This window comes from Gammaproteobacteria bacterium (assembly GCA_013696315.1).
Taxonomy (GTDB): Bacteria; Pseudomonadota; Gammaproteobacteria; order JACCYU01; family JACCYU01; genus JACCYU01.
Genome location: JACCYU010000245.1, coordinates 1 through 20,126, shown reverse-complemented (window position 1 = coordinate 20,126; position 20,126 = coordinate 1). Strand labels below are relative to the sequence as shown.

16 protein-coding genes and 3 pseudogenes are annotated in these 20,126 nt (G+C 61.5%); 5 read left to right on the top strand and 14 right to left on the bottom strand.

The features are described 5' to 3' along the window. A partial coding sequence (asnB, locus tag H0V34_14285; GenBank protein MBA2492797.1) for an asparagine synthase (glutamine-hydrolyzing) occupies positions 1-1,703 on the top strand: 1,703 nt, incomplete at its 5' end. 400 nt (positions 1,704-2,103) lie between these two features. Here asnB and H0V34_14280 read toward each other — a convergent pair. The 14 genes and pseudogenes from H0V34_14280 to H0V34_14215 all read right to left on the bottom strand — a co-directional run bounded on the left by H0V34_14280 (position 2,104) and on the right by H0V34_14215 (position 14,977). After that, complete coding sequence (locus tag H0V34_14280; GenBank protein MBA2492796.1) at positions 2,104-2,409, bottom strand: type VI secretion system tube protein Hcp; 306 nt, start codon at positions 2,407-2,409, stop codon at positions 2,104-2,106. A gap of 226 nt (positions 2,410-2,635) precedes the next feature. After that, positions 2,636-2,970: pseudogene (gene sugE, locus H0V34_14275) on the bottom strand (quaternary ammonium compound efflux SMR transporter SugE). Between the two features lie 55 nt (positions 2,971-3,025). Further along, the gene (locus H0V34_14270; GenBank protein ID MBA2492795.1) at positions 3,026-3,235 is read right to left on the bottom strand and encodes an SDR family oxidoreductase; all 210 of its coding nucleotides are present in this window, start codon (positions 3,233-3,235) and stop codon (positions 3,026-3,028) included. Between the two features lie 60 nt (positions 3,236-3,295). Beyond that, a pseudogene (locus H0V34_14265) lies at positions 3,296-4,223 on the bottom strand (LysR family transcriptional regulator). Between the two features lie 177 nt (positions 4,224-4,400). After that, on the bottom strand, positions 4,401-6,548 hold the full coding sequence (locus H0V34_14260) for a heavy metal translocating P-type ATPase (GenBank protein MBA2492794.1): 2,148 nt from the start codon (positions 6,546-6,548) through the stop codon (positions 4,401-4,403). Continuing rightward, positions 6,545-7,309, bottom strand: a complete 765-nt coding sequence (locus H0V34_14255; protein ID MBA2492793.1) for a sulfite exporter TauE/SafE family protein — start codon at positions 7,307-7,309, stop codon at positions 6,545-6,547. Before H0V34_14255 ends, H0V34_14260 begins: the two co-directional genes overlap by 4 nt. Positions 7,310-7,586: 277 nt before the next feature. After that, on the bottom strand, positions 7,587-7,829 hold the full coding sequence (locus H0V34_14250) for a hypothetical protein (GenBank protein MBA2492792.1): 243 nt from the start codon (positions 7,827-7,829) through the stop codon (positions 7,587-7,589). Then, positions 7,813-7,977, bottom strand: a complete 165-nt coding sequence (locus H0V34_14245; protein MBA2492791.1) for a cbb3-type cytochrome oxidase assembly protein — start codon at positions 7,975-7,977, stop codon at positions 7,813-7,815. The genes H0V34_14250 and H0V34_14245 overlap by 17 nt, the downstream gene beginning before the upstream one ends. 23 nt (positions 7,978-8,000) lie before the next feature. Further along, positions 8,001-9,713, bottom strand: a complete 1,713-nt coding sequence (locus H0V34_14240; GenBank protein MBA2492790.1) for a cbb3-type cytochrome c oxidase subunit II — start codon at positions 9,711-9,713, stop codon at positions 8,001-8,003. A 2-nt stretch (positions 9,714-9,715) separates the two neighbouring features. After that, on the bottom strand, positions 9,716-11,155 hold the full coding sequence (locus tag H0V34_14235) for a cbb3-type cytochrome c oxidase subunit I (protein ID MBA2492789.1): 1,440 nt from the start codon (positions 11,153-11,155) through the stop codon (positions 9,716-9,718). Between the two features lie 151 nt (positions 11,156-11,306). Then, a pseudogene (locus H0V34_14230) lies at positions 11,307-11,648 on the bottom strand (hypothetical protein). A 207-nt stretch (positions 11,649-11,855) separates the two neighbouring features. Beyond that, positions 11,856-13,022, bottom strand: a complete 1,167-nt coding sequence (locus H0V34_14225) for a metallophosphoesterase (protein MBA2492788.1) — start codon at positions 13,020-13,022, stop codon at positions 11,856-11,858. A 46-nt stretch (positions 13,023-13,068) separates the two neighbouring features. After that, entirely contained in the window at positions 13,069-13,839 is a 771-nt protein-coding gene (locus tag H0V34_14220; protein MBA2492787.1) for a hypothetical protein, read from the bottom strand. A 421-nt stretch (positions 13,840-14,260) separates the two neighbouring features. Next, positions 14,261-14,977: an alpha/beta fold hydrolase gene (locus H0V34_14215; protein ID MBA2492786.1), complete on the bottom strand. Its 717-nt coding sequence runs from the start codon at positions 14,975-14,977 to the stop codon at positions 14,261-14,263. Between the two features lie 442 nt (positions 14,978-15,419). On the opposite strand from H0V34_14215, the gene H0V34_14210 reads away from it, so the two are divergent. From H0V34_14210 to H0V34_14195, 4 genes are all read left to right on the top strand, one after another. Beyond that, on the top strand, positions 15,420-16,805 hold the full coding sequence (locus tag H0V34_14210) for a radical SAM protein (protein ID MBA2492785.1): 1,386 nt from the start codon (positions 15,420-15,422) through the stop codon (positions 16,803-16,805). Continuing rightward, positions 16,802-17,560: a DUF547 domain-containing protein gene (locus tag H0V34_14205; GenBank protein ID MBA2492784.1), complete on the top strand. Its 759-nt coding sequence runs from the start codon at positions 16,802-16,804 to the stop codon at positions 17,558-17,560. Before H0V34_14210 ends, H0V34_14205 begins: the two co-directional genes overlap by 4 nt. Continuing rightward, positions 17,557-19,587, top strand: coding sequence for an ATP-binding protein (locus H0V34_14200; GenBank protein MBA2492783.1), 2,031 nt, complete (start codon positions 17,557-17,559; stop codon positions 19,585-19,587). The genes H0V34_14205 and H0V34_14200 overlap by 4 nt, the downstream gene beginning before the upstream one ends. After that, on the top strand, positions 19,580-20,126 hold a 547-nt coding region (locus H0V34_14195; protein MBA2492782.1), incomplete at its 3' end, for a response regulator transcription factor. The genes H0V34_14200 and H0V34_14195, both read left to right, overlap by 8 nt.

Below are 20,126 nucleotides of genomic sequence, written 5' to 3'. Positions count from 1 at the left end.
ATTCTGAGCTCGCGTTACACCTCTATCGCACCTATGGAATGGAGGGCATGCTTGCCCGGCTGCGCGGCGAATTCGCGTTTGGCCTGTACGATCGCGGTCGCGACCGGCTGATGCTGGTGCGCGATCGCTTCGGCGTCAAACCACTGTACTGGTGCGAAGCGAATGGCATGCTGGCGTTTGGTTCCGAACTGACGGCACTATTCGCGCACCCCGAGGTGCCGCGGCATTTCAGCGCCGAAGGACTTTATCACCAGCTCATGCAGACCATCGTGCCTGGCACCACGGCGTTCGACAACATCCATCAGGTGCAACCCGGCCATGTGCTGGTTGTGGAGCGCCGCGACGGGCGTTTTAAGATCAGCGATCATCGCTACTGGGACATGAATTTCCCGCAAGCCGACGCGCACGACAACGACCGTTCCGAGGAACACTACATCGAGGGCGTGCGCGAACAGCTTGTCGCCGCCGTGCAGCATCGGCTGGAGGCGGACGTGCCGGTCGCGTGCTATCTCTCCGGCGGCATCGACTCCTGCGCGATCCTGGGGCTTTCGGCCGCCTGTCAGCAGTCGCCGGTCAAGGCGTTCACCATCGGCTTCGACGACGCGGCTTACGACGAGACCGCGATTGCGCGCGAGATGGCGCAATCCGTCGAGGCCGACCACGACGTTATGATGCTGAACGCAGGCCATCTCTACGACAACTTCGTCGAGACCCTGTGGCACACCGAGCGCACCATCTATAACACTTTGGGCGTCGCCAAACTGCTGATGAGCCGGCATGTGAACCGCGCGGGCTATCGAGTGGTGGTCACCGGCGAAGGCTCGGACGAACTGTTTGCGGGCTACCCCGCCTTCCGGCGCGACATGTTCCTGCACGGACTGGACGGCCTGCTTGATGCCGAGCGCCAAGCCTGGGGCGAGATGCTTTCCAGCAGCAACGCGCTGGTCACGGGCGCAATGCTGGCGGCCGAAGTTCTGCACGATCCGGCGCTGGATAAACTCGTGGGGTTCACGCCCAGCTGCTTACAACCGTGGCTCGCCGCAGCAAAGCACGTGCCGGGGCTGATGAACCCGGCGTTGCGCGCGCAAGTAAAAGGCTACGAGCCCGGCCGCGCCATCGCGGAAAGCTTCGACGCCGACATGATCGACGGCCGGCATCCGCTGGACAAGGCGCAGTACGTCTGGATCAAGACCATGCTGGAGGGACAGATACTCACCTGGGGCGGCGACAGAGTGGACATGGCCAATTCGATGGAAGCCAGACCCGCGTTTCTGGATCATCACCTGGCGGAATTCGCCGCCACCGTGCCGCCGCGCCTGCGCATCAAGGGCAACACGGAAAAATACGTGCTGCGCGAGGCCATGCGCGGGCTGTTGCCAAAGGTCTTGTACGAGCGCGAGAAGTTCGCGTTCATGGCGCCGCCCGCGCATACCGATCCGAGGAAGTGGGCTGCCGTGGAAGCCCTCGCCGCGGATTATCTGTCCGGTACGGCCATCGCGGACGCGGGCCTGCTGAATGCGGCCGGCGTCAAGACCCTGTTCGATCTGCACGAGCAAAAGGGCACGGACGCGGCCACCAGGGTACAACTGGACGCCGTCATCAATCATCTGCTGGGCGTACAGATTCTGCACCGCCGCTTCGTGGCCGAAGATGTGCCGGCGCAGGCGCGGCGTCGCGCCGCCGAGCTGGAGTGGGTGGCGTGAGTCGCATTCGGCGTTTGCCAACAGGGTCGCAGTGCAGCCCTTGGACGGCCGCAGTAGATGTGCCCTCACCGCCATTCAAGCGTCTAACGCGTGAAGAACGCGGCAAAGCCTATTGTCGATAAACGATGGTCGCACCCTTTGCCGGCTTTGCCCGGCTCGGGCATTTTCAACATCCCAGTCGAACCGACTGAGGTCAGTTAGCGGGTCGCTCGTTACCCTACAGACGCTGATTCGTCCCACAATCGAAGCCTGATTCAATCGGCAACCCGAGCGATCCGTCCGCGAGCTGTCGCGCGAAGCTGACGAAGACCTGACGGGCGCTCAGCTTTACCGTTTCCATACTGATTGGCAGTCGTGATGTGCCGCCTCCATCGGAACTCACTGTTCTCTGTTCCTGTGATCAGCACGTCTTGCAACTGATAGTGAGAAATTCCACCGGGTTTTCGCCCTGCGTCCTGAAGTGAACGATGGCGCTCGGAGCATGGACGCCTGTCAGAACCCTTGTGAACAGAATCGGGCTCGCATTATCGATCTGCTTTACGACAACCGCCTCCCCGCAACCAATGGGCCTCCCGCCTGCGCCGCCCCCTCCAGCATTCGGGTCAGTCGAATTCTCGACCGTCTGACTGTACCCGACAAGGTTGCTGCAGCCCGCGAACTGAGCGTCGGTCGAGCCTCCCTGTACGCCGTCGATACAGAGAAACATATCTGATTGTGCATGCGCGGGGCCTATCGCTGCGACACCACCGAAGCCTGACACGTCGCAGCTATGAGTGTCAGCCAGGGAATTTTGTGTTGTGGTTTCATTTTACCAACCTCCTGTAACGCCGTTGTAATTCTGTTTTATGAATTCCCGGTAATTCCACCAGGAACTACATGATTTTTTATAGCAGAGGTTCCAAGGGCAGTCATGGCGCGACGCAGCACGCGAGTCAGGCATTCGTATCGCCACCCGAGGTCAGCTTGAGGCCCACGATGCTGGCTACAATGAGCGCGATGGGAAACAGGCGGCCCGCGTTCGTCGATTCCGAGAAGAGTATGATCCACCCAGCGCCGCGGTGCCGACCGCGCCGATGCCGGTCCATACGGCGTAACCCGTGCCGACCGGAATGCTCTTCAGCGCCTGCGCCAGGAAAAAGAGACTGATAATCATGGCCGCGACGGTAAACACGCTGGGCCACAGCCGCGTAAAGCCGTCGGTATACTTGAGCCCGATCGCCCAGCCCACTTCCAGCAACCCGGCGATGCCAAGATAAATCCAGGCCATCACAACTCCGCAATTTATTTTTCGTTTCGATCGCGTGCGCCGTCTGGGGCCGTGCCTATACGATATTGCGCACCGCGCCACCGCCCACTCTCAGCGCCGCGCCGTTGGTGGCAGACGATGCCGGTGAGCAGACGTAGCAGATCATATTGGCGACCTCGTCGGGCATGGCGAAACGCCTGAGCAGCGTCGGCCCTGGCTTCTCGGCGTGAGCATCCACAGCACGGGGCGTGCCCTTGATAGCGCGGTACCGCGCGATCAAAAGCATGGGCAATGGCCGATAAGTGAAGCTGGGGTGATCGCTCTAGACAATGGCGCGGACGATGGCTTAGGCAGCGTTCACGTCGATCACGGTTACCGCGGGAGGCAGATTGCGGCGAATCAGTTTCGCCAGCAGGATAAGGGCATCCTCGCGCGGATACCGGTGCCGCCACAGCAGCGCGATGGTGCGACTCGGCGCGGGATCCGCGAACGGTCGAATTTCGATCAGCCCTTCTTGTATCGATCCGACGCTCGGCGCGGCGGCCAGCGCCGGCAACAGTGTACAACCCACGCCTACCGCCACCATCTGGCGCAGGTTTTCAAGGCTGGTTGCCGTGACCTCATCGGATTCTACGCAGCGCATCGAACCACAGATCGTCAACGCCTGATCTCGCAGGCAATGACCTTCCTCCAGCAGTAATATGCAGTGGCCGCACAAGTCCTCTTCCCGCACCTCTTTTTTCTCGGTCAGCGGATGCCCGGCGGGCAACGCGAGCACGAAGGGTTCGGTAAACAATGCCTGTGCCTCGAGACCTTCGCTGTGTACCGGCATCGCCATCAGCGCCGCGTCGACCCTTCCGATACGCAATTGTTCGAGCAGATGCGCCGTCAAATCCTCGCGCAGTAACAGGCGCAACTGCGGATAGCTGGTGTGGATGGCCGCGAGCAGTAACGGGAGCAAATAAGGCCCGACAGTGGGGGATCACACCCAGACGCAAAACACCGCTCATCAAGTCCCGCCCGTTAATCACCAGTTCGCGTATCTTGTCGATTTCCTGCAGCGCGACCCGCGCCCGACTGACAATCTGTTCGCCTATGGCGGTAGGCGCAACCCGGCGCTGGCTGCGGTCGAACAATATCACCCCCAGGAGATCTTCCAGTTTTTTGATCTGAGTGCTAAGCGTGGGTTGCCCAACGTGACAGACTTCAGCGGCATGCGAGAAGTGTCCTTCGTCCGCCAAGGCGACGATGTAACGCAATTCTTGCAGGGTCATGGTGCGCCCTATAGATCGAGGCAAAGCGTGCTTAACACTTCATACAAGTATAGGCGTTACACTGGCAGGCTGTTGAAAACCGCCTGCTAGTGCGGGATGCTCGCGAATCAAACTCGCACGTACTTGATTGCGTGGAGGGGTCCGGACATGCCGGACCCGCCCTCTTTCAACATGCTGCTAGAGACTTGACATTACCTCCTTCCCTGCAGGAGCCGTCATTGTGTCTGCGGCATGCTGTGCAGGTGCATGGCCCGCGCGCAAGGAACGGGTCACCACCACCAGGCTGGAGCCCGCCATCAGACCGGCCGCGACGGCGGGCTGCAACAAGCCCGCCACCGCCAGCGACAATGCCGCCAGGTTATACCCCAGCGCCCAGGCGATGTTCGTCAATATCGTTTTGCGCACCCGCCGGGCCAACCCGATCAGCCACGGCAGGCTTGCCAGCGACCCCGCCGGAAGGGTGATGTCCGCGCTCTCGCGCGCCAGATCGGTGGCTCCGCCAACCGCGATGCCGACCGTGGCCGCCGCCAGTACGGGCGCGTCATTCATGCCGTCGCCCACCATCGCGACGGCGCCATATCGCCGTGCCCACGCGCGTAAGGCAGCGACTTTGTCGGCTGGCAACAGCCCGGCCTGCGTATTGTTAATGCCGACCATGTCCGCTGCGCGCTTCGCCGCGGCCGGCGTATCGCCGCTCAACAGACAGGTGGCCAGCCCATCGGCCGTCAGCATCGTAATCACCGCGCGGGCTTCGGCCAGGGGCGTATCGGTCAGGCGCAGCAACCCGCCCACCTGGCCACCCCAACCGACATACACCAGCGAGTACCCGTGGATGTTCGGGCGCTCCAAAAGCGATGCGGGAACAGGCCAGCCACGCTTCGTCATGAAAGCGGCTGAACCCATGGCAATCCCGCCGCCGTCCGTCCCGGTCGTATCGCCGGTCACGCCTTCGCCGGGATGGGCCCGCACACCACTGCATGGCGGCCATTTCAGCCCTCGCTCGCGCGCGGCAGCCGCAATAGCGCGCGCGATGGGGTGTTCCGAACCCTGCGCCAGGGCGGCCGCCCGACGCAACAATTCCGTTTGCGGTACGCCGTCGGTCATCACGTCCACGAGATGCGGTACGCCAGTGGTGAGCGTGCCGGTTTTGTCGAACGCAACAGCTCTGATCCCCGCCAGACGCTCCAGCACGCCGCCGCCGCGAACGACGATGCCACGTTGCGCGGCCTGACCCAGGCCCAAAGCGGTCGCGAGCGGCGCTGCCAATCCCAGCGAGCAGGGACAGGCCACCACCAGCACCGCCAGTCCCGTCATCAACGCCTGCCCGAAGGGACCATGGCTGCTCCAGTACCACACCGTAACGATCGCCAGCAGCAGCACGGCCGGCACAAACAGTGCGGCCGCCCAGTCCATGATTTCTCCCAGCGGGCTCGTGCGATCCAGGGCGTCATGCACCAGCCGGCTCATCCGCACCCAATAGGTATCGGCGCCGGCGGTGGTAGCGCGGACCAACAACTGTCCGGCGCCGTTGACGCTGCCCGCAAAGACCGCCGAGCCAGGTTGTTTGACCTTGGGCTCGGGCTGGCCGGTGAGCACCGCTTCATCGCACGCGGAACGGCCTTCGATCACCACACCGTCTACCGCCACCCGCTCGCCGGGCCGCACGCGTACCACGGTCCACGGCATGATGGCGCGCACCGATTGTTCGATATCGTGATCCTCCACGACCACCGTGGCCGTGGCGCGTTCCGCGGCCAGCACGGGAGCGAGACTGCGGGCGGTGCGCACGCGACCAATTGCCTCCAGGTAGCGGCCGAGGGTGAACAGCATCAGCACCATGGTGGCGGTATCGAAATAGACGTGGCTTCCGCCAGTCATCACCTGCAGGGTGGAATAACCATACGCCGCGAGGATACCGATGCTGACCAGCATGTCGGTGGTGATGCGGCCGTGACGCGCCTCCTGCCAGGCGCCGCGTACAAAAGGCCCGCCCAGGATCACGATCATGGGTGTCGCCAACGCCCAAAGCAAAATGTGCACTGCCCGCAACAGGCCGGCATCCTCAGGGCCGATCGTCCCTGCGTAAAGCAACAGGCTGAACAGCATGATATTCATCGCCAGAAAACCACCAACCCCCAGACGGATCAGCAACCACGCAGCCGCGGGTTCGTCGCGCTCACCGTGATTGACCTGAAACGCGAGACAACAGCCGTAACAGCAGAACTGATGAATTTCACCGTGGACTTCGCGCCGCTGGCCCAGGCGTCCCACCGGCAGCAGGCAATGGCTGCAGGCGACATTGCTTGTAATTGATGATGGGCTCACAGATGGTGCCCGTGCGCGGCCCATGGCAAGACACCGCGCGCGACGGTGATCAGACCGAGCAACACGATGAATGCGCCGGCAAACCGCACGCCTTGCACGCGCCAGTCGGAGCGCAGCCACACACCGGCGCGGCTGCCTTTGAGAAGCGCAACTGGATACGTCTGCGCGCCGTCCGCTTGTGGCTGTGAGCGAAACAGCGCTCCGACACCTCCCATCATCAGCATTGCGGGAAAGGTGCCGAGGCCGAACGCGGCCATCACCAGTACGCCGGAGAGCGGGCCGCCGCTGGCGGCCGCCTGGGCGCCAAAAGCATAGACCAGCGGGCAGGGCAGAAAGCCATTGAGCACCCCGAAGGCCAGCGGCGCGGCGGGGTGAGGATCTTTGAGCAGCTCACGCAGCGCCTGGGTAAGAAGCTGGCCGCCGAATCCTATGAGCCGGCGGTTAATGCTCTGAAAAAAGCCGAAGAATTGCAGACCGATCAGCATCATCAGCGCGCCGGATATGCCCGCCAGCAGGCGCTGGGCGATACCTAGCGCGGAACCTTCCCATAAGTGAATAAAGTGCGCGCCGAGGTAACCCGCCAAGCCGCCGAGGAAACAATACGTCGTCACCCGTCCAGTGTTGTAGACCAGATGGCGCACCGCGGTGGCGGTACGCCCGCGCGCATCCGGGCCGATGCCGCAGGCAAACCCGCCGCACATGCCGATGCAGTGCAGGCTGCCGGCAAGCCCGGCGAGAAAGATGAGCAGGTAGGGTGTCATACCGACGCCGACCGGAACCGCCCATTGATTACATCGCGTCGGGGCTTTACTTCTTGAGCCCCAAGTACAATGTCCAGACGGCGAATGCGACCGTCATAACGACGAATATCGTAAAACCGATCCCTTCGGCCAGGCTCATGTCCACACCCCCTAGAAGTGTATCGCCGGCAGCATCACACCGAAAATGTTAAGCGACAGTTCGCTCAACAGGAACAGCAGATTCAAACACGCGAGCGCCAGCAACAGTTTTTCCGCGAACATGATGTGCCTCGTCTTGTCAGTAATCCAGTCCCGGCCCCAAACCGCCCCAGTACGTGTAGCCGTAATACAGCGCCCACACGAACAACACCGCATAGACCACACCCAACCACAGGTGGATGCGTCCGTGGTAGGCCTTGATATGACCGCCAGCGTAGTCCTCCGTCTGTTTGTGGTGAGGCACGTGTTCACTGTTGCCGGCGGGTGAGTGTTGCTGCGCGGCTGTATTTTCAGGCTTGTTCGATTCAGTCGTTGGATTCATCGTTTTGCACCTCACGCCTGTAAGTACGATATGCGATGTCTTCGACATCGTTGAACATGCCCGACAGCACGGCCCAGATAAACAGACACACCGCGCCCAGGCTCATGCTCAAAGCCACCAGGAACTGTACGAAGGTGAGTTCGACCATCTCTATAGAGAATCCTCTAGTAGTTAGTCAGGTGTTAGGCCCGGTTTGAGCGCCGCTGCTGGCCCGGGCACTTCGATACCGTGCTTTTCGGCCCAGGCCTCACCAGCGTAATAGGCCCGCGGCGCAGCGTCTGCATCCGCCGGTTTGTAAGCATAGTGTGACTCGGTGGCCTTGATCGCGGGGTCGTTGAGAGCCTGGCGGTCCGCGGGCGCGATATCCAGCGGTTCGCCGGTGAGCGGGTCGGTATACGCCGACAGCGACAACACGTAGTAGGACAGCGCCCAGCGATCTTCTTCCGAGAGGGTCTGCTCATAGGACGGCATCGGCGTGCCGGAAAGACCGGTGGTCATGGTCCTGAAGATATCCTCGACCGAGGGCCCGGACTTGAACTGGCCAGTGGTCAGGTCCGCGGGCCTGATGGGGAAACCACAGTCGGTATCCAGACCGGCCGCTTTCTCACCGTCGCCCTTGCCATCGTCGCCATGGCATTCCCAGCACTTCGCCTGTTTCCATGCCCGCGCACCCAGGGCGACGATCTCCTCGGACGGCTCGGGCGGTTCACCCGCATAGATCGGCGCTTCGACCGTCTCCTCCACGAAATAGGGGTACGGGTAGTCCGGATCGGTGACCCGATCCACCGCCAACTCGTACTTGATGTATTGGATAACGCTTAAGCGATCCTTCTCGCTCAAGCTGTGCCACATCGGCATTGCCGTACCCCGGACTCCGCGCGTGATCGTCTGGTACAAATCGCCGTCGGTCGGCAAGGAGCCCGACGGCGCGCGCCTGAACTTGAACACGCCGAAGGTGAAGTCGCGTGGGCGAAACTCGGTCAAAAACGTCGCAGCGGGTCCATTGCCCGCGCCTTTTTTACCATGGCAGCCCTCGCAGTGGCGTTCATAGACCTCCTGGCCGTGCGCGATATACGTCTCCGAACGGTCCATGGACAACACTCCGGCCTGCATACGCTGCGGTTCGAACAGGTCCAGCCACTTGCCGCGATTGGTGCCGAGTTTCTGTACGTAGGCGATGAGGCCCTTAAGCTCCCTCGTGTCAGCCACCAGCGTCACCGTGCCGCCGGTGTATTCCTTGTTGGGCGTGAAGATGACGGGATACTTGCCGCGCTCGGGAACGAAGCTCAGACCTTCCTGATTTGGCGTCAGCAGGACTTTCTTCTTGCTTGAGAAGTCGAACAACTTCTTAGTGTCCGCGGTCTGTTGCACTGTCCTGTTGCCGGAATTGTCGTTGACGATTTTTACCGGCCCATAAGGGCCTTCGAACAACGCGGCAAAACGCGGCATGGTCGAATCGGGCGACAGCATGCGCGGATCCCAGAAATGGGCGCGGTGCCATTCGTCGCCGTACCTGAGTCCCACGCGCGTCAGATCCGGCCCGATACGCCGGGTGGAGAACAGGTGGGGCTGATCGAAGGCGTACTCGCCAGCCTGACTGACCGGACCCCAGCGGCGGGTCTCTCCGGTTACCGGCCGCACGAATTGCGAATGACAATACCAGCACCCGTTGGCGATGTAGACCTTACGGCCCAGCGCCTCGAGCTCGGTATAGTCGGTCGCCTCTGCCTCCATCCATTTGAGTTCGCCCAGATCGGTGCGTACCACCCGAGTGACTTTGGCGGTGCGGGACTGCGGCTCCAGGAACGGCAGCAGCCCTTGCGTGAACACGGCCAAGAAAAAGAACCCGACACCGGCGATCAGGGCGACGTTGCGCGCGGTCATTCTCATGACGCCACGCCCTCGACCGCAGTACCGTCCGCGGGGTGCGCGACGGCTTCACGCACCGACGCCTTCGCGAGCGCCGTCATCATCAGATTTGCGACCAATAGCGACATGCCGATGTCCATGGAGATCCCCGCCAGGGTACGCACCAGCCAGTAGGGCTTGACGTGAATCAGCGAATCCAGCCATTCCGCGCCGCTCATCCATTCGAAGCCTTGTTGCATGCCCCCGGCCGACAAGCTCAGACCCATGAGCGAGATGCCGAAGGTGATCAACCAGAACGACCAGTTACCCATCGTGAACGACCAAAGCGGCCTGCCCACGACTCTCGGCAGGGTGTAGATTGTGCCGGCCATGGCCCAGACCACGAAGGTGCCAAACACTGTCAGATGCGAGTGCGAGATCACGAAGTCGGTGAAGTGGGTGGGTTGCTGGATCGAGCGCAGCGCCTCGGTGGATCCCTGAAAACAACCGACCAGATACATGAGCGAGCCCATGATCAGGAACTTGGCGGTCAGGTTCTGCCCGAAGGTCTGCCAGCGCCCCTGCATTGTGCCGAAAAAATTGACCAGTACCGTCCACACCGGAATGATCAGCAGCATGGAGGTGATTATCGCGAGCGTCTCGGCCCAGTCGGCGATCGGGCTGTAGAGATAATGGTGAATCCCCACGAACGGATAAAACAGCGCGAGCGACCAGAAGCCGACCAGCGACAGCTTATGACTGTAAATCGGGTTTCTGGCGCTGGCCGGCAGGAAGTAATAGATCAAGACATAGCCGGCGGGGGTGATCCATAGCCCGACGATGTAATGGATGAACAAGCCATGATAGGCCGCGCTGTTGATGCCCGCGATGCTGTAGGGAAGAATAAAGCTCCCCAGGATCAGGTTCAGTACCGTCCAGATAAATGCTCCGATCAGGTACCACAGCACGACGTAGAGCTGCGGCTCCAAGCGGTTGCCGATCGTAGCCAAGAACTGCCAGGTCACAATCGAGATCACGGCGAAAATAATGATATCGACGGGCAATGGGAACTCGCCCGCTTCCAGGGCCTGGGCGTAGCCCAAAGATAGCAGCACCATTCCCAACGCGATGCCCAAGTTCCATACCCAGACGAGGTAGTGCCCCAGCCATTCGTAGTGTACGCGTACGCCGCAAAGGCGCGGTACCAGGTAATAGCAAAGCCCTATGAATAGCGTAGAAAAAGCGCCGAAGATGACACCGTTGACGTGCATAGGCCGCAGTCTGCCAAACGTCAGATTGAGCGACGTGCCCAGATAATCGGGGTAGTTGAACAGGCTGGATATGGTGACCCCGATCGAGGGCGTGAACATGAGCCAGAACAGTCCGCACAACAACCATTTCCGGATCAGCGGCCTGTCTATCAGTTCATCGAGGTCCGGAAAGGCGTCTTGCGCGGGTCTTGCGATCGCATCGGCCATTGGTTACCCCCTTACTAGCTCCGGTGGCGGGCGCGGTGGTCTTGCGTGCTCTAGTTAGCGCTTTCGTGCGACTGCTGACACGCTGTTTCTCAACAGCTAGCTAGAGCCCTTCCCGCCGCGCCGTGCTAACTGTGGTCGCGGCCCCGCGCGCTCAATGCACGCCAGGGCTAAGCGGCGAGTTCCGGTTGGAGTAGTAGATGTAGGTCTCGAGGGCCTTCATCGCATCCGAATCCGAGTCAATCTTCTCGCCCTGGTTCGGCTTCTCGATACACCAGTTGATCATGTCCCGCAGGGTGGCAAACTCGGCCATCTGTTCCTGGTACTTCGGGAATTCGTGCGGATGCGTGTCGGTCGCGTCGGGGTGACACATGGCGCAGGCCATGCCGGTACGCGAGAGGGTGACGCCTAATTCGTCCTCGGTGATCGGGTCACCGTGGAACAGCAGGTCACCGATGCGGACCTGCTCCATAAATACGTCCTCGAACGCCTGCAGCGTCACCTGATCGTGCGGTTTCTTGTGCGCCTGGGCCCACCATTGGGTAGTAGTTACCGTCACTAGCAGCAGGGCAGCGCCCAGCGCGAGCAACGGCTTGTATATCATCTTTAGGTACATCGCTATTCCTCCTCACCGTGAGGGTGCGGTTCCGCCCGTGCTTGATCCACAGGCGCCGCGCCCATTTTCTGGATGCCGCCCATCCCGCTAGTACGGCCACATCCTGTCGGCGATGCGGCTGTGCGTGTACTGCGTGGAGTTATCGCCGGTCCCCGAGTCGTAGTCGTTCTCGGCAAACACCACGCCACCGCGTTCGTTCCACATCATGTACTCGTGCTCCGCCTCGGCGCCCGCGACCATGACCGTCTTGTCCCAACCCAGACCATCGAAGTGATCGCCGATGTCCGCGCGGATCATGGGCTTGGTCAACTCGGGCACGCCTTCCGGCGCATAAGGCCACGGCCACGCGGTCGCCAGCATGCCGATCGAGCGCATCTTGCCGATCTCGTTGTACAGCACCTGATGCGTATGGCCGTGCAGGTTGGTGAATTTGCTGTAGGGCGCCACGATCTCGTGCACCTGTCGCCAGTCGCGCACCCAGAAGTTCCACGGCGGGTAGTACTCGTACAGCGGGTTGTGGCTGAAGATGACTACCGACTGGTCCTTGGGCCAATCGGCCAGGGTGTCCTGCAACCATTTGAGCTGCTCATCGCCGAGGCCGGCCCAAGCGCCCGCCACGGTGCCGTCCAGTGTCGCCATATGGCCCATGCGCTCTTTGGCCGTCATCTTGGTGGCGCTCCAGTAATCCTGTACCTGCCCGATGGTATTGAGGCCGATAAAACGCACACCCTTGAGATCGAACGTCCACGGGCTCGTGCCGAAGGTCTTCTCCCACAGGGCGCCCAGGTCCAGATACCAGTCGTGCTCGCCGGGGATGAACACCTTCTTGATGTCGAGTTCCTTCAGAATCTGGGCGCCCAGTGCTAGTTCCACCGGATCGCCCAGCTGCGCCAGATCGCCGCCGAAGATCAGGAAATCCGCGGGCGGATCCATGCCCTTGACCTCGTTCACCGCGCGTTGGGTCTTTTTGACGAAACGGGTGTTGACGTCTTTGGGGTATAGGTGGGTATCGGAAATCCAGGCAAAGCTTATCCTTTCACCTGCCCCCGCCTTATCAGTGGCGGCGAAGGCCATGCCCACCGTGTTGATCAGCGGAAACCAACCATAGGTCGCGGCGCCGACCGCGGCGCCGGTTAGCAGCGATCGGTGCAGAAAGATGCGCCGAGTGATGTTGACCGACGGGTCGGGTCTGTCGCCAGGTTTGCGCAGGGAGTTCGCAATCTCGCGCCGTATCTTCTTGTCGTCTTCGTTCATTTTTGCAGCCCTCCTCCAGAATTGGCGAATGTGCAAATGCGCTAGACTATTCCTTCATCTCGATATTGACGGTCGCCGTCGCGCCATCCTTCACCGTCACCTTCTCATTGAGATCGCCGAGGAGGCTTTGCGTGGCGACCAGGGTGTATTCGCCCGGCGGAACATCGTCGATGGTGAAGGAACCGTCGTCGCTGGTAAGCTCATAATAGGGACTTTCCGCCACGTACACCCATCCCAGCATCCAGCCATGGGCGTCGCACTCGACTCTCACCTGCCCGGGCCGCTCGAGCTGCTCGGTGATGGTCTGGCCTTTTTTTGGCAGCGCCAGGTTGAAGGCGGTACGCCGGTCGTAGAAGCCGTGGGTGTTGTGCAGGATCGGATCGGAGTTGTGGATGTTGAAATCCCCCGGCTGAATGACCTGGATGTACGGCTTGAACCGGCAGTTCTTGTTATCGATTTGGGGAATCCCGGTCTGCTTTTTCCACGCCTTGCCTTGATAGATCTCCTCCAAGTACACGACGGCATCCTGTACGCCGCCGCCCGCGCCCACCAGGATCTCGGGGTCTTCGCGGATGCCGCCACAGATATCTTGGTTCTTGGTAGGAATTATCGTGCGCGTCGGTACGATCCCTTGGTACGTCACCTTCCCTTTAATGGCGCCGCCATTGGTGAACTCCACCTCCTGATACGGGCCTTCGGCCTGCTCGACCGCCTGATTGCTTTGCCCGCCTGCGCGCTCGGGCCCGCCTTCCTGCTCGCAACTGGCGATGCCGAAGAATAATGCAAGCCCCTGCGCCGCTATAATTGATTTACGCATTAGCTGCTTCTCCAGTTGGCGGCTCTACTGCGGTATCCACGCGGTCCAAGCCGATCTCCCACACGTACGTGCACTGGCGCTGGTTCCTCCGTTGCCGCAAACGGCGCGGTCTGCACGATATCAGCCGTACATTAATTAAAGTCGCGGTTGCGGGATTTATCCAATTCAAATTGAAGATGCCGCCTATTCCCGCCAGCAATGCCTCTGGCAATTCCTATTCGCGGCAGTGACGGTAAAAAACGCCGGCCGCCGGCCGGGCGCTTAATCGAACGTGGTTTTTGAAGGCGCTTGACTTCAGCACGCGCGACAACGCGGTGCCGGTACTAACTCTGGCGCGTGACGACGCGGTCTTAATTCACGCAGGTTTCGAGCGCCGCGGGTCGCGTGCTCGCGAGCAGTGGCGGGAAGAGCGGCAAGCCTGTTAGCCGCCCTTCAGCCATGCCCGCATTGCGGCGGTGACTTGTTCCGGCTGTTCGATGGCGGATAAATGCCCGCATTCCTCGATGATCACCAGCCGGCTGTTTGGAATCTTGTCCACCATTTCCCCGGCGACTTCGGGCGGCGTCAGCGCGTCTTCGCGGCCGCACAACACCAGGGTGGAACAGCGAATCTCTGGCAGCAATGGCCGGCTGTCCGCTCGGTTCATGATGGCGGTCTGCTGGCGCGCGAAACCATCAACGCCCACTCTCGCCGCCATGCGCGCCAGCCGCGTCACGATTGCGGGATCGTTCGCATGCTTCGGATGCAGCAGATTCGGCCGCATGGTTTCCAGCACGCGCTTGAGGCCGTACTCACCCGCGAAGCGGATGGTCTCGCGGCGTTGCGCCGCTTTCTCGGGCGTATCCGGGCGCGGTGAAGTGTCCAGCAGCGCCAGCTTTGTAACGCGTTCCGGTGCCTGGCGCAACATCTCGAACGCCACGTAACCGCCCATGGAAAGACCCGCCAAGGCGAACCGCGCCGGCGCCTGCTTTAGGATCACGCCGGCGATCGCGTTCATGTTGTCGAACTTACGGTGTTCGCTGGTAGCCGAGATATCGCCGAGCCCAGTCAGCGCTTTCACCTGATCGCGCCACAAATCCTCGGTGTTGAGCAGGCCGGGTATCAGAATGACAGATAAGCGTTTGTCGATTGCGGCCATGCGTGCTGCCCGTAAGTTGTCGGTGAACAAAGCCAGGGGACGCCGGCGAAACGTTTGTAACGGATAACGAATCGTGATTGTCCAGTTGCGGACGTCCGCCGACAACCCCAAGCCGAAACTGGCTGATCCGCTATCAGCGCGACGAACTCATCGGATGCCGCGCGCGGGTCGAATCTCGCCAGATAGTCCCGTCAAACACGCAGCACGCTGTTTCGACGTCCGCGTTGCCGGCCACCGCGGAGACACCAGCGAGCCTCCAGCGATCCCGGTCGCGCCGAACCGCCCGCGCGATGGCCGCAGCGCAACCGTCATCCACGTCGCCGTGCGCGGCGACCAGCGCGGTATCGGTGTCGGCTCATATCTCCGTGTGTTACCGGCGGAGTCGTACACTTTCAGGGAAAATACCGATTTCAAGCGCCAAGGCGCGGAACTAGAATAACCTATGTTGACGCGCAAGACGGCTAATCTTACCGCAGAGGAAATCAAGGACTGGCGGCCAGACCGGCTGTTGGCCGACGGACTCACGCCACTGGAACGCGCGCGGCGCCGCATGGAGATGTCCGGACAATGGGCCCCGTGGCAGGCCGTGGGCAGACGTATGGCGATCGGCTGCGTGGCCTTGGAGGTTTCGCAGCGCTGCAATCTCGACTGCACGTATTGCTATCTCTCCGAATCCTCGGAAGCGCTCAGAGACATTCCCATCGAAGAGGTGTTCCGGCGCGTGGACATGATCTTCGCTCATTACGGCGCGGGCACCGACATCCAGGTCACAGGCGGCGACCCGACCTTGCGCAAGCGCGACGAATTGCTGGCGATCGTGCGCTATATAAAATCCAAAGGCATGCGCGCCAGCCTGTTCACCAACGGCATCAAGGCCACGCGCGGGCTGCTGGAAGATCTGTGTGAGGCGGGTCTCGAAGACATCGCCTTTCACGTGGATCTCACGCAGGAGCGCAAAGGCTACCGGACCGAAGCCGAGCTCAACGCCGTGCGGCAGGCCTATATCGAACGCGCGCGCGGGCTGCCGCTTTCCGTGTTCTTCAACACCACCGCTTACCCCGGCAATATCCACGAGATGCCGGCCGTGGTGCGTTTCTTTATCGATAATTGCGATGTCGTGCGGCTTTGTTCGTTCCAGATCGGCGCGGACACGGGACGCGGCACCGAGCGCGCGCGCGTGACCGTGAATTCGGAAACGGTCATTGATGCCATTAGCCAAGGCTGTGAGGCAAAGCTGAATTTCGGCGCCGCCAGCGCCGGCCACTCGGCGTGTAACCGTTACGCATACGGTTTGGTGTGTAATGGCCGCGTGTACGACTTTTTTAACGATCCCGCCTTCGTGCACGAAATGCTGGCGGCCACGGCGCACCTGCAATTCGACCGCGCCGACAAGCGCCGCGCCATCGAAGCGATGAGCGATTTTCTGCTCCGCAACCCGAGACTGCTGGCGGGCTTCGCATCGCGCGCGGCGAAGACGGCGTGGCGGGGCCGGCGCGATCTCTTCAAGGCGCGCGGCAAGGTCGGCAAGCTGTCGTTCTTTGTGCACAATTTCATGGACGCCTGCCACCTCGACCGCGAGCGCGCCGAGGCCTGTTCGTTCATGGTCATGACCCCGCAAGGCCCCATGTCCATGTGCGTGCACAACGCCAAGCGCGACGATTACCTGCTGGTGCCGGCCGAGGTGAAGACGGCGCACAAGGTCAGGTTCTTCAATCCGGCGACCGGCAAGCTCGAGGACGAAAAACCGGAGCGGATCACCGTTTCGCTGACGCGCAAAAATGCGCGCGGCCGTGCGCGCGAAGGACTGGAGGCGCGAGCACGCAAATGAGGCGCGTTGGCGCGCTGGTGTTGCTCACGCTGCTTGCGGGCTGTGCTACCGTGCGCCCCGCGCCCGACGTAGAACCGCCGGACACGCAACCGATCGACACATGGGCGCGCGTGCTGGGTCGCTTCGTGGATGCGCGCGGCCGGGTGGATTTCGAGCGGCTCAAGCACGACCGAACCGACCTCGATCGTTACGTCGCGTGGATCTACGCGGTCGGGCCCAACAATCGGCCCAGCTTGTTCCCCGCGCGCGAAGACCAACTCGCCTATCACATCAACGCCTACAACGCGTTGGCGATGTGGAACATCCTGCAGGCCGGCATCCCCGATCGGCTTGGCGGCTTCGGCCGCTTCTCGTTTTTCTGGCGGGATCGGATCGAGGTCGGTGGGGAACGAATGTCGCTGTACAAATACGAGAACGAGGTGATACGCCCGCTCAATGAACCGCGCATCCATTTCGCACTGAACTGCATGACTCTGGGCTGCCCGCGTCTGCCGCGCGAGCCGTTCCGTGCCGCGCATCTGGATGCGCAACTCGCCCGCGAGACGCGGCGGTTCTTCGCGGAAGATCGAAACCTGCGCATCGACCATGAGAGACGCACGGTTTACGCCTCCCAGATCCTCGACTGGTTCAGCGAAGATTTTCTGAACCACGCGCCGAGCCTGATCACCTACATCAATCGTTACGCGCGGCAGCCCGTGCCCGAAGACTACACGCTCGCTTTCATCCCGTACGACTGGACCGTGGCGCGGCAATGAATCCGGCGGTGAACATCCCGCGCGGGCTGTTCGCGTTGCTGCTGTTGACCACGGCGATCACGAAACTGCTGGACATGCCCGGCTTCTATAAGCATCCGGCGCAAACGGCAGGTTTGAAAAATCAGGCTAAGCTCAAGACGATGCGTCCTGCTGAAAACCCAGCCCACACTCCCGCCTCCAGCGGCATGATCAGGCGGGCCCGCTCTATCCCTTCAAGGCTCGCATTCATTGCGCTGATCGTCTTCGGCTTGATTGCGCAAATCGCCGGCGGCGCGGCGGCGCCGCATGATGCGCAAGAAATCGTATTCACGTCCTGGCTGTTTCATGCAGGCGATAATCCGCAGTGGCGTAAGCCCGGGATCGATGAAACTGGGTGGCATCCCATCGAAGTGCCGGGCAATTGGCAGGCGCAGGGGCTCGGCAGCGCTTCTGGCTTGGGCTGGTACCGCGCTCACGTAAACCTCGACGGACAGGATTACGGCGGCGACCTTGGCGTTTCGTTGGGGCGCATTTTCGATGCCGATCAGGCCTTCTTCAATGGTGTGCCGATCGGCTCGGAAGGCAAGATCGGCGCACAGATGATCGCGGCCCAGGACAAGACCCGCACGTATCTAATCCCGCCCGAGGCGATACGTGCGGGCGATGGCAACGTCCTGGCGGTGCGCGTCAAGAATATCCACCCCGCCGCCGGGATCGTGAGCGGCCCGATCGGCTTGGGCAGTTACAGCATGCTCAGCATGGAGGCCGACGGCATCGATTCCAGCGTCAAGGTGTTCCAGGGCATGATTATCGGCCTGTTTCTGGTGCTTATACTGTTCTCGATATTCCTGTATCTCAACGGCCTGCGCGACAAGACCAACGTCTATTTCGGCCTGTTCCTGATCGTCATCACGGCGGCCACGTTCCTGGATTCACTCTATCTGTACGACCTCGGCCTCAAGACCGCCCTGGTGCAACGCATGGTGTACGCGTTGCAGTGCGCGGCGCCCATCGTGCTGCTGCTGTTCGTCGCGACCGTGATCGGCGGCAGAGTGACGACCTCGGAAAAAGCCGGCATGCTGATCACGGCGTTACTCGCCTGCCTCTCGCTAATCTCTCCGATACGCTTCGAACTTCTGACGCGCCCGTTGGCATTGGAACAGGTTGACCTCGTCCGGGCGAACGCGTGGGGCACACTCGCAATCGGCGTGATGATCGCCGCCCGCGGCTTGCTGAGCGCCTTGCGCGGCTTCAAGGGTGGACTGACCATCGCGATCGCCGCGTCTCTGCCGCTGCTCGGCGGTCTGTTGAGTCAATATTCCCGGCTGCTGGCGGGCGGCGTCGACCCGATTCTGATCGGTATCGTGCTGATGATTCTGCTGTTCCTGTTCGCGGTGGCCGGCCGATTTTTCGATTTGACGCAACGGCTGCAAGGATTGACCCGGCATCTGACCAACGTGCAGGCGATGGAACGTGAGCGTCTCTCGCGCGAACTGCACGACAGCTTGGGGCAAACCCTCGTGTCGTTTCAACTCAATCTCAAACTGGCCGGCGAACAGGTCAAACACCCGCTGCTAACAAACATGCTGGCCGAGGTCTCCGCGTCGATCAGGCGCCTGGACGACACCTTGCAGGGCCTGAGACCAACCGAACTGAAGCACGCCGACTTGTGCGCGGTGATCGAGCGGCAGTGCAGGCGCATACAGGAGGCCGCCGAAATCAAGATCGATGTCCACGCGCGCTGCGCACGTCCCATGTCGGAGGATCTCAAGGAAAACCTGTTCAGGATATTTCAGGAGGCGCTCAATAACTGCATAAAGCACGCTCATGCGCGCCATGTTACCGTAAGCCTCTCGCAAACCAGAGATCAAGTCGAGTTGCGGATAGTCGACGACGGCACAGGCTTCGATCCGAAATCTGTGCAAAGTGACGGGCTGGGCATGCTGACCATGCGCGAGCGCGCGCATCTGCTCGGAGCGAGGCTCGCAGTCGAGAGCCCGCCGGGCGCGGGGACGACGGTGCGTGTAGAGGCGCCGCTCAATGATTAAGGTGCTGGTGGTCGATGATCACACCTTGTTCCGGCAAGGCATCATCCATCTGTTCGCGCAGATGGAGGATATTGATGTGGTCGGCCAAGCCGGTTCAGGCGCGGAGGCCGTCACGCTGGCAGAGCGGCTGGCGCCCGACGTGATCGTAATGGACATTATGATGAAAGGCACGGATGGCATCGCGGCCGCGAAGCTCATGCGTGAGCACGGCGTGCGAGCCGCGATCGTGCTGGTCACGATGTACCGGGAATGGCATTTCATCGAGCGCGCGCGGAAAGAGGCGCACGTTGACGGTTACGTGCTCAAGCAGGACGCGTTCGAAGACCTGGTTTACGCGGTGCGCGCGGTGCACCGGGGGGGAAGTTTCTATAGCCCCACGCTCGCAAGCGAACTCGGGCTGACCGACGAAAGCGGTGCGACCCTGCCGGCGCTGACCGAACGCGAGCGCCAGATCCTGACCCTGATTGCCACTGGATACAGCAGTCACGCCATCGCGGAGAGATTGTTTCTTAGCATCAAGACCATCGAGACCCACCGCC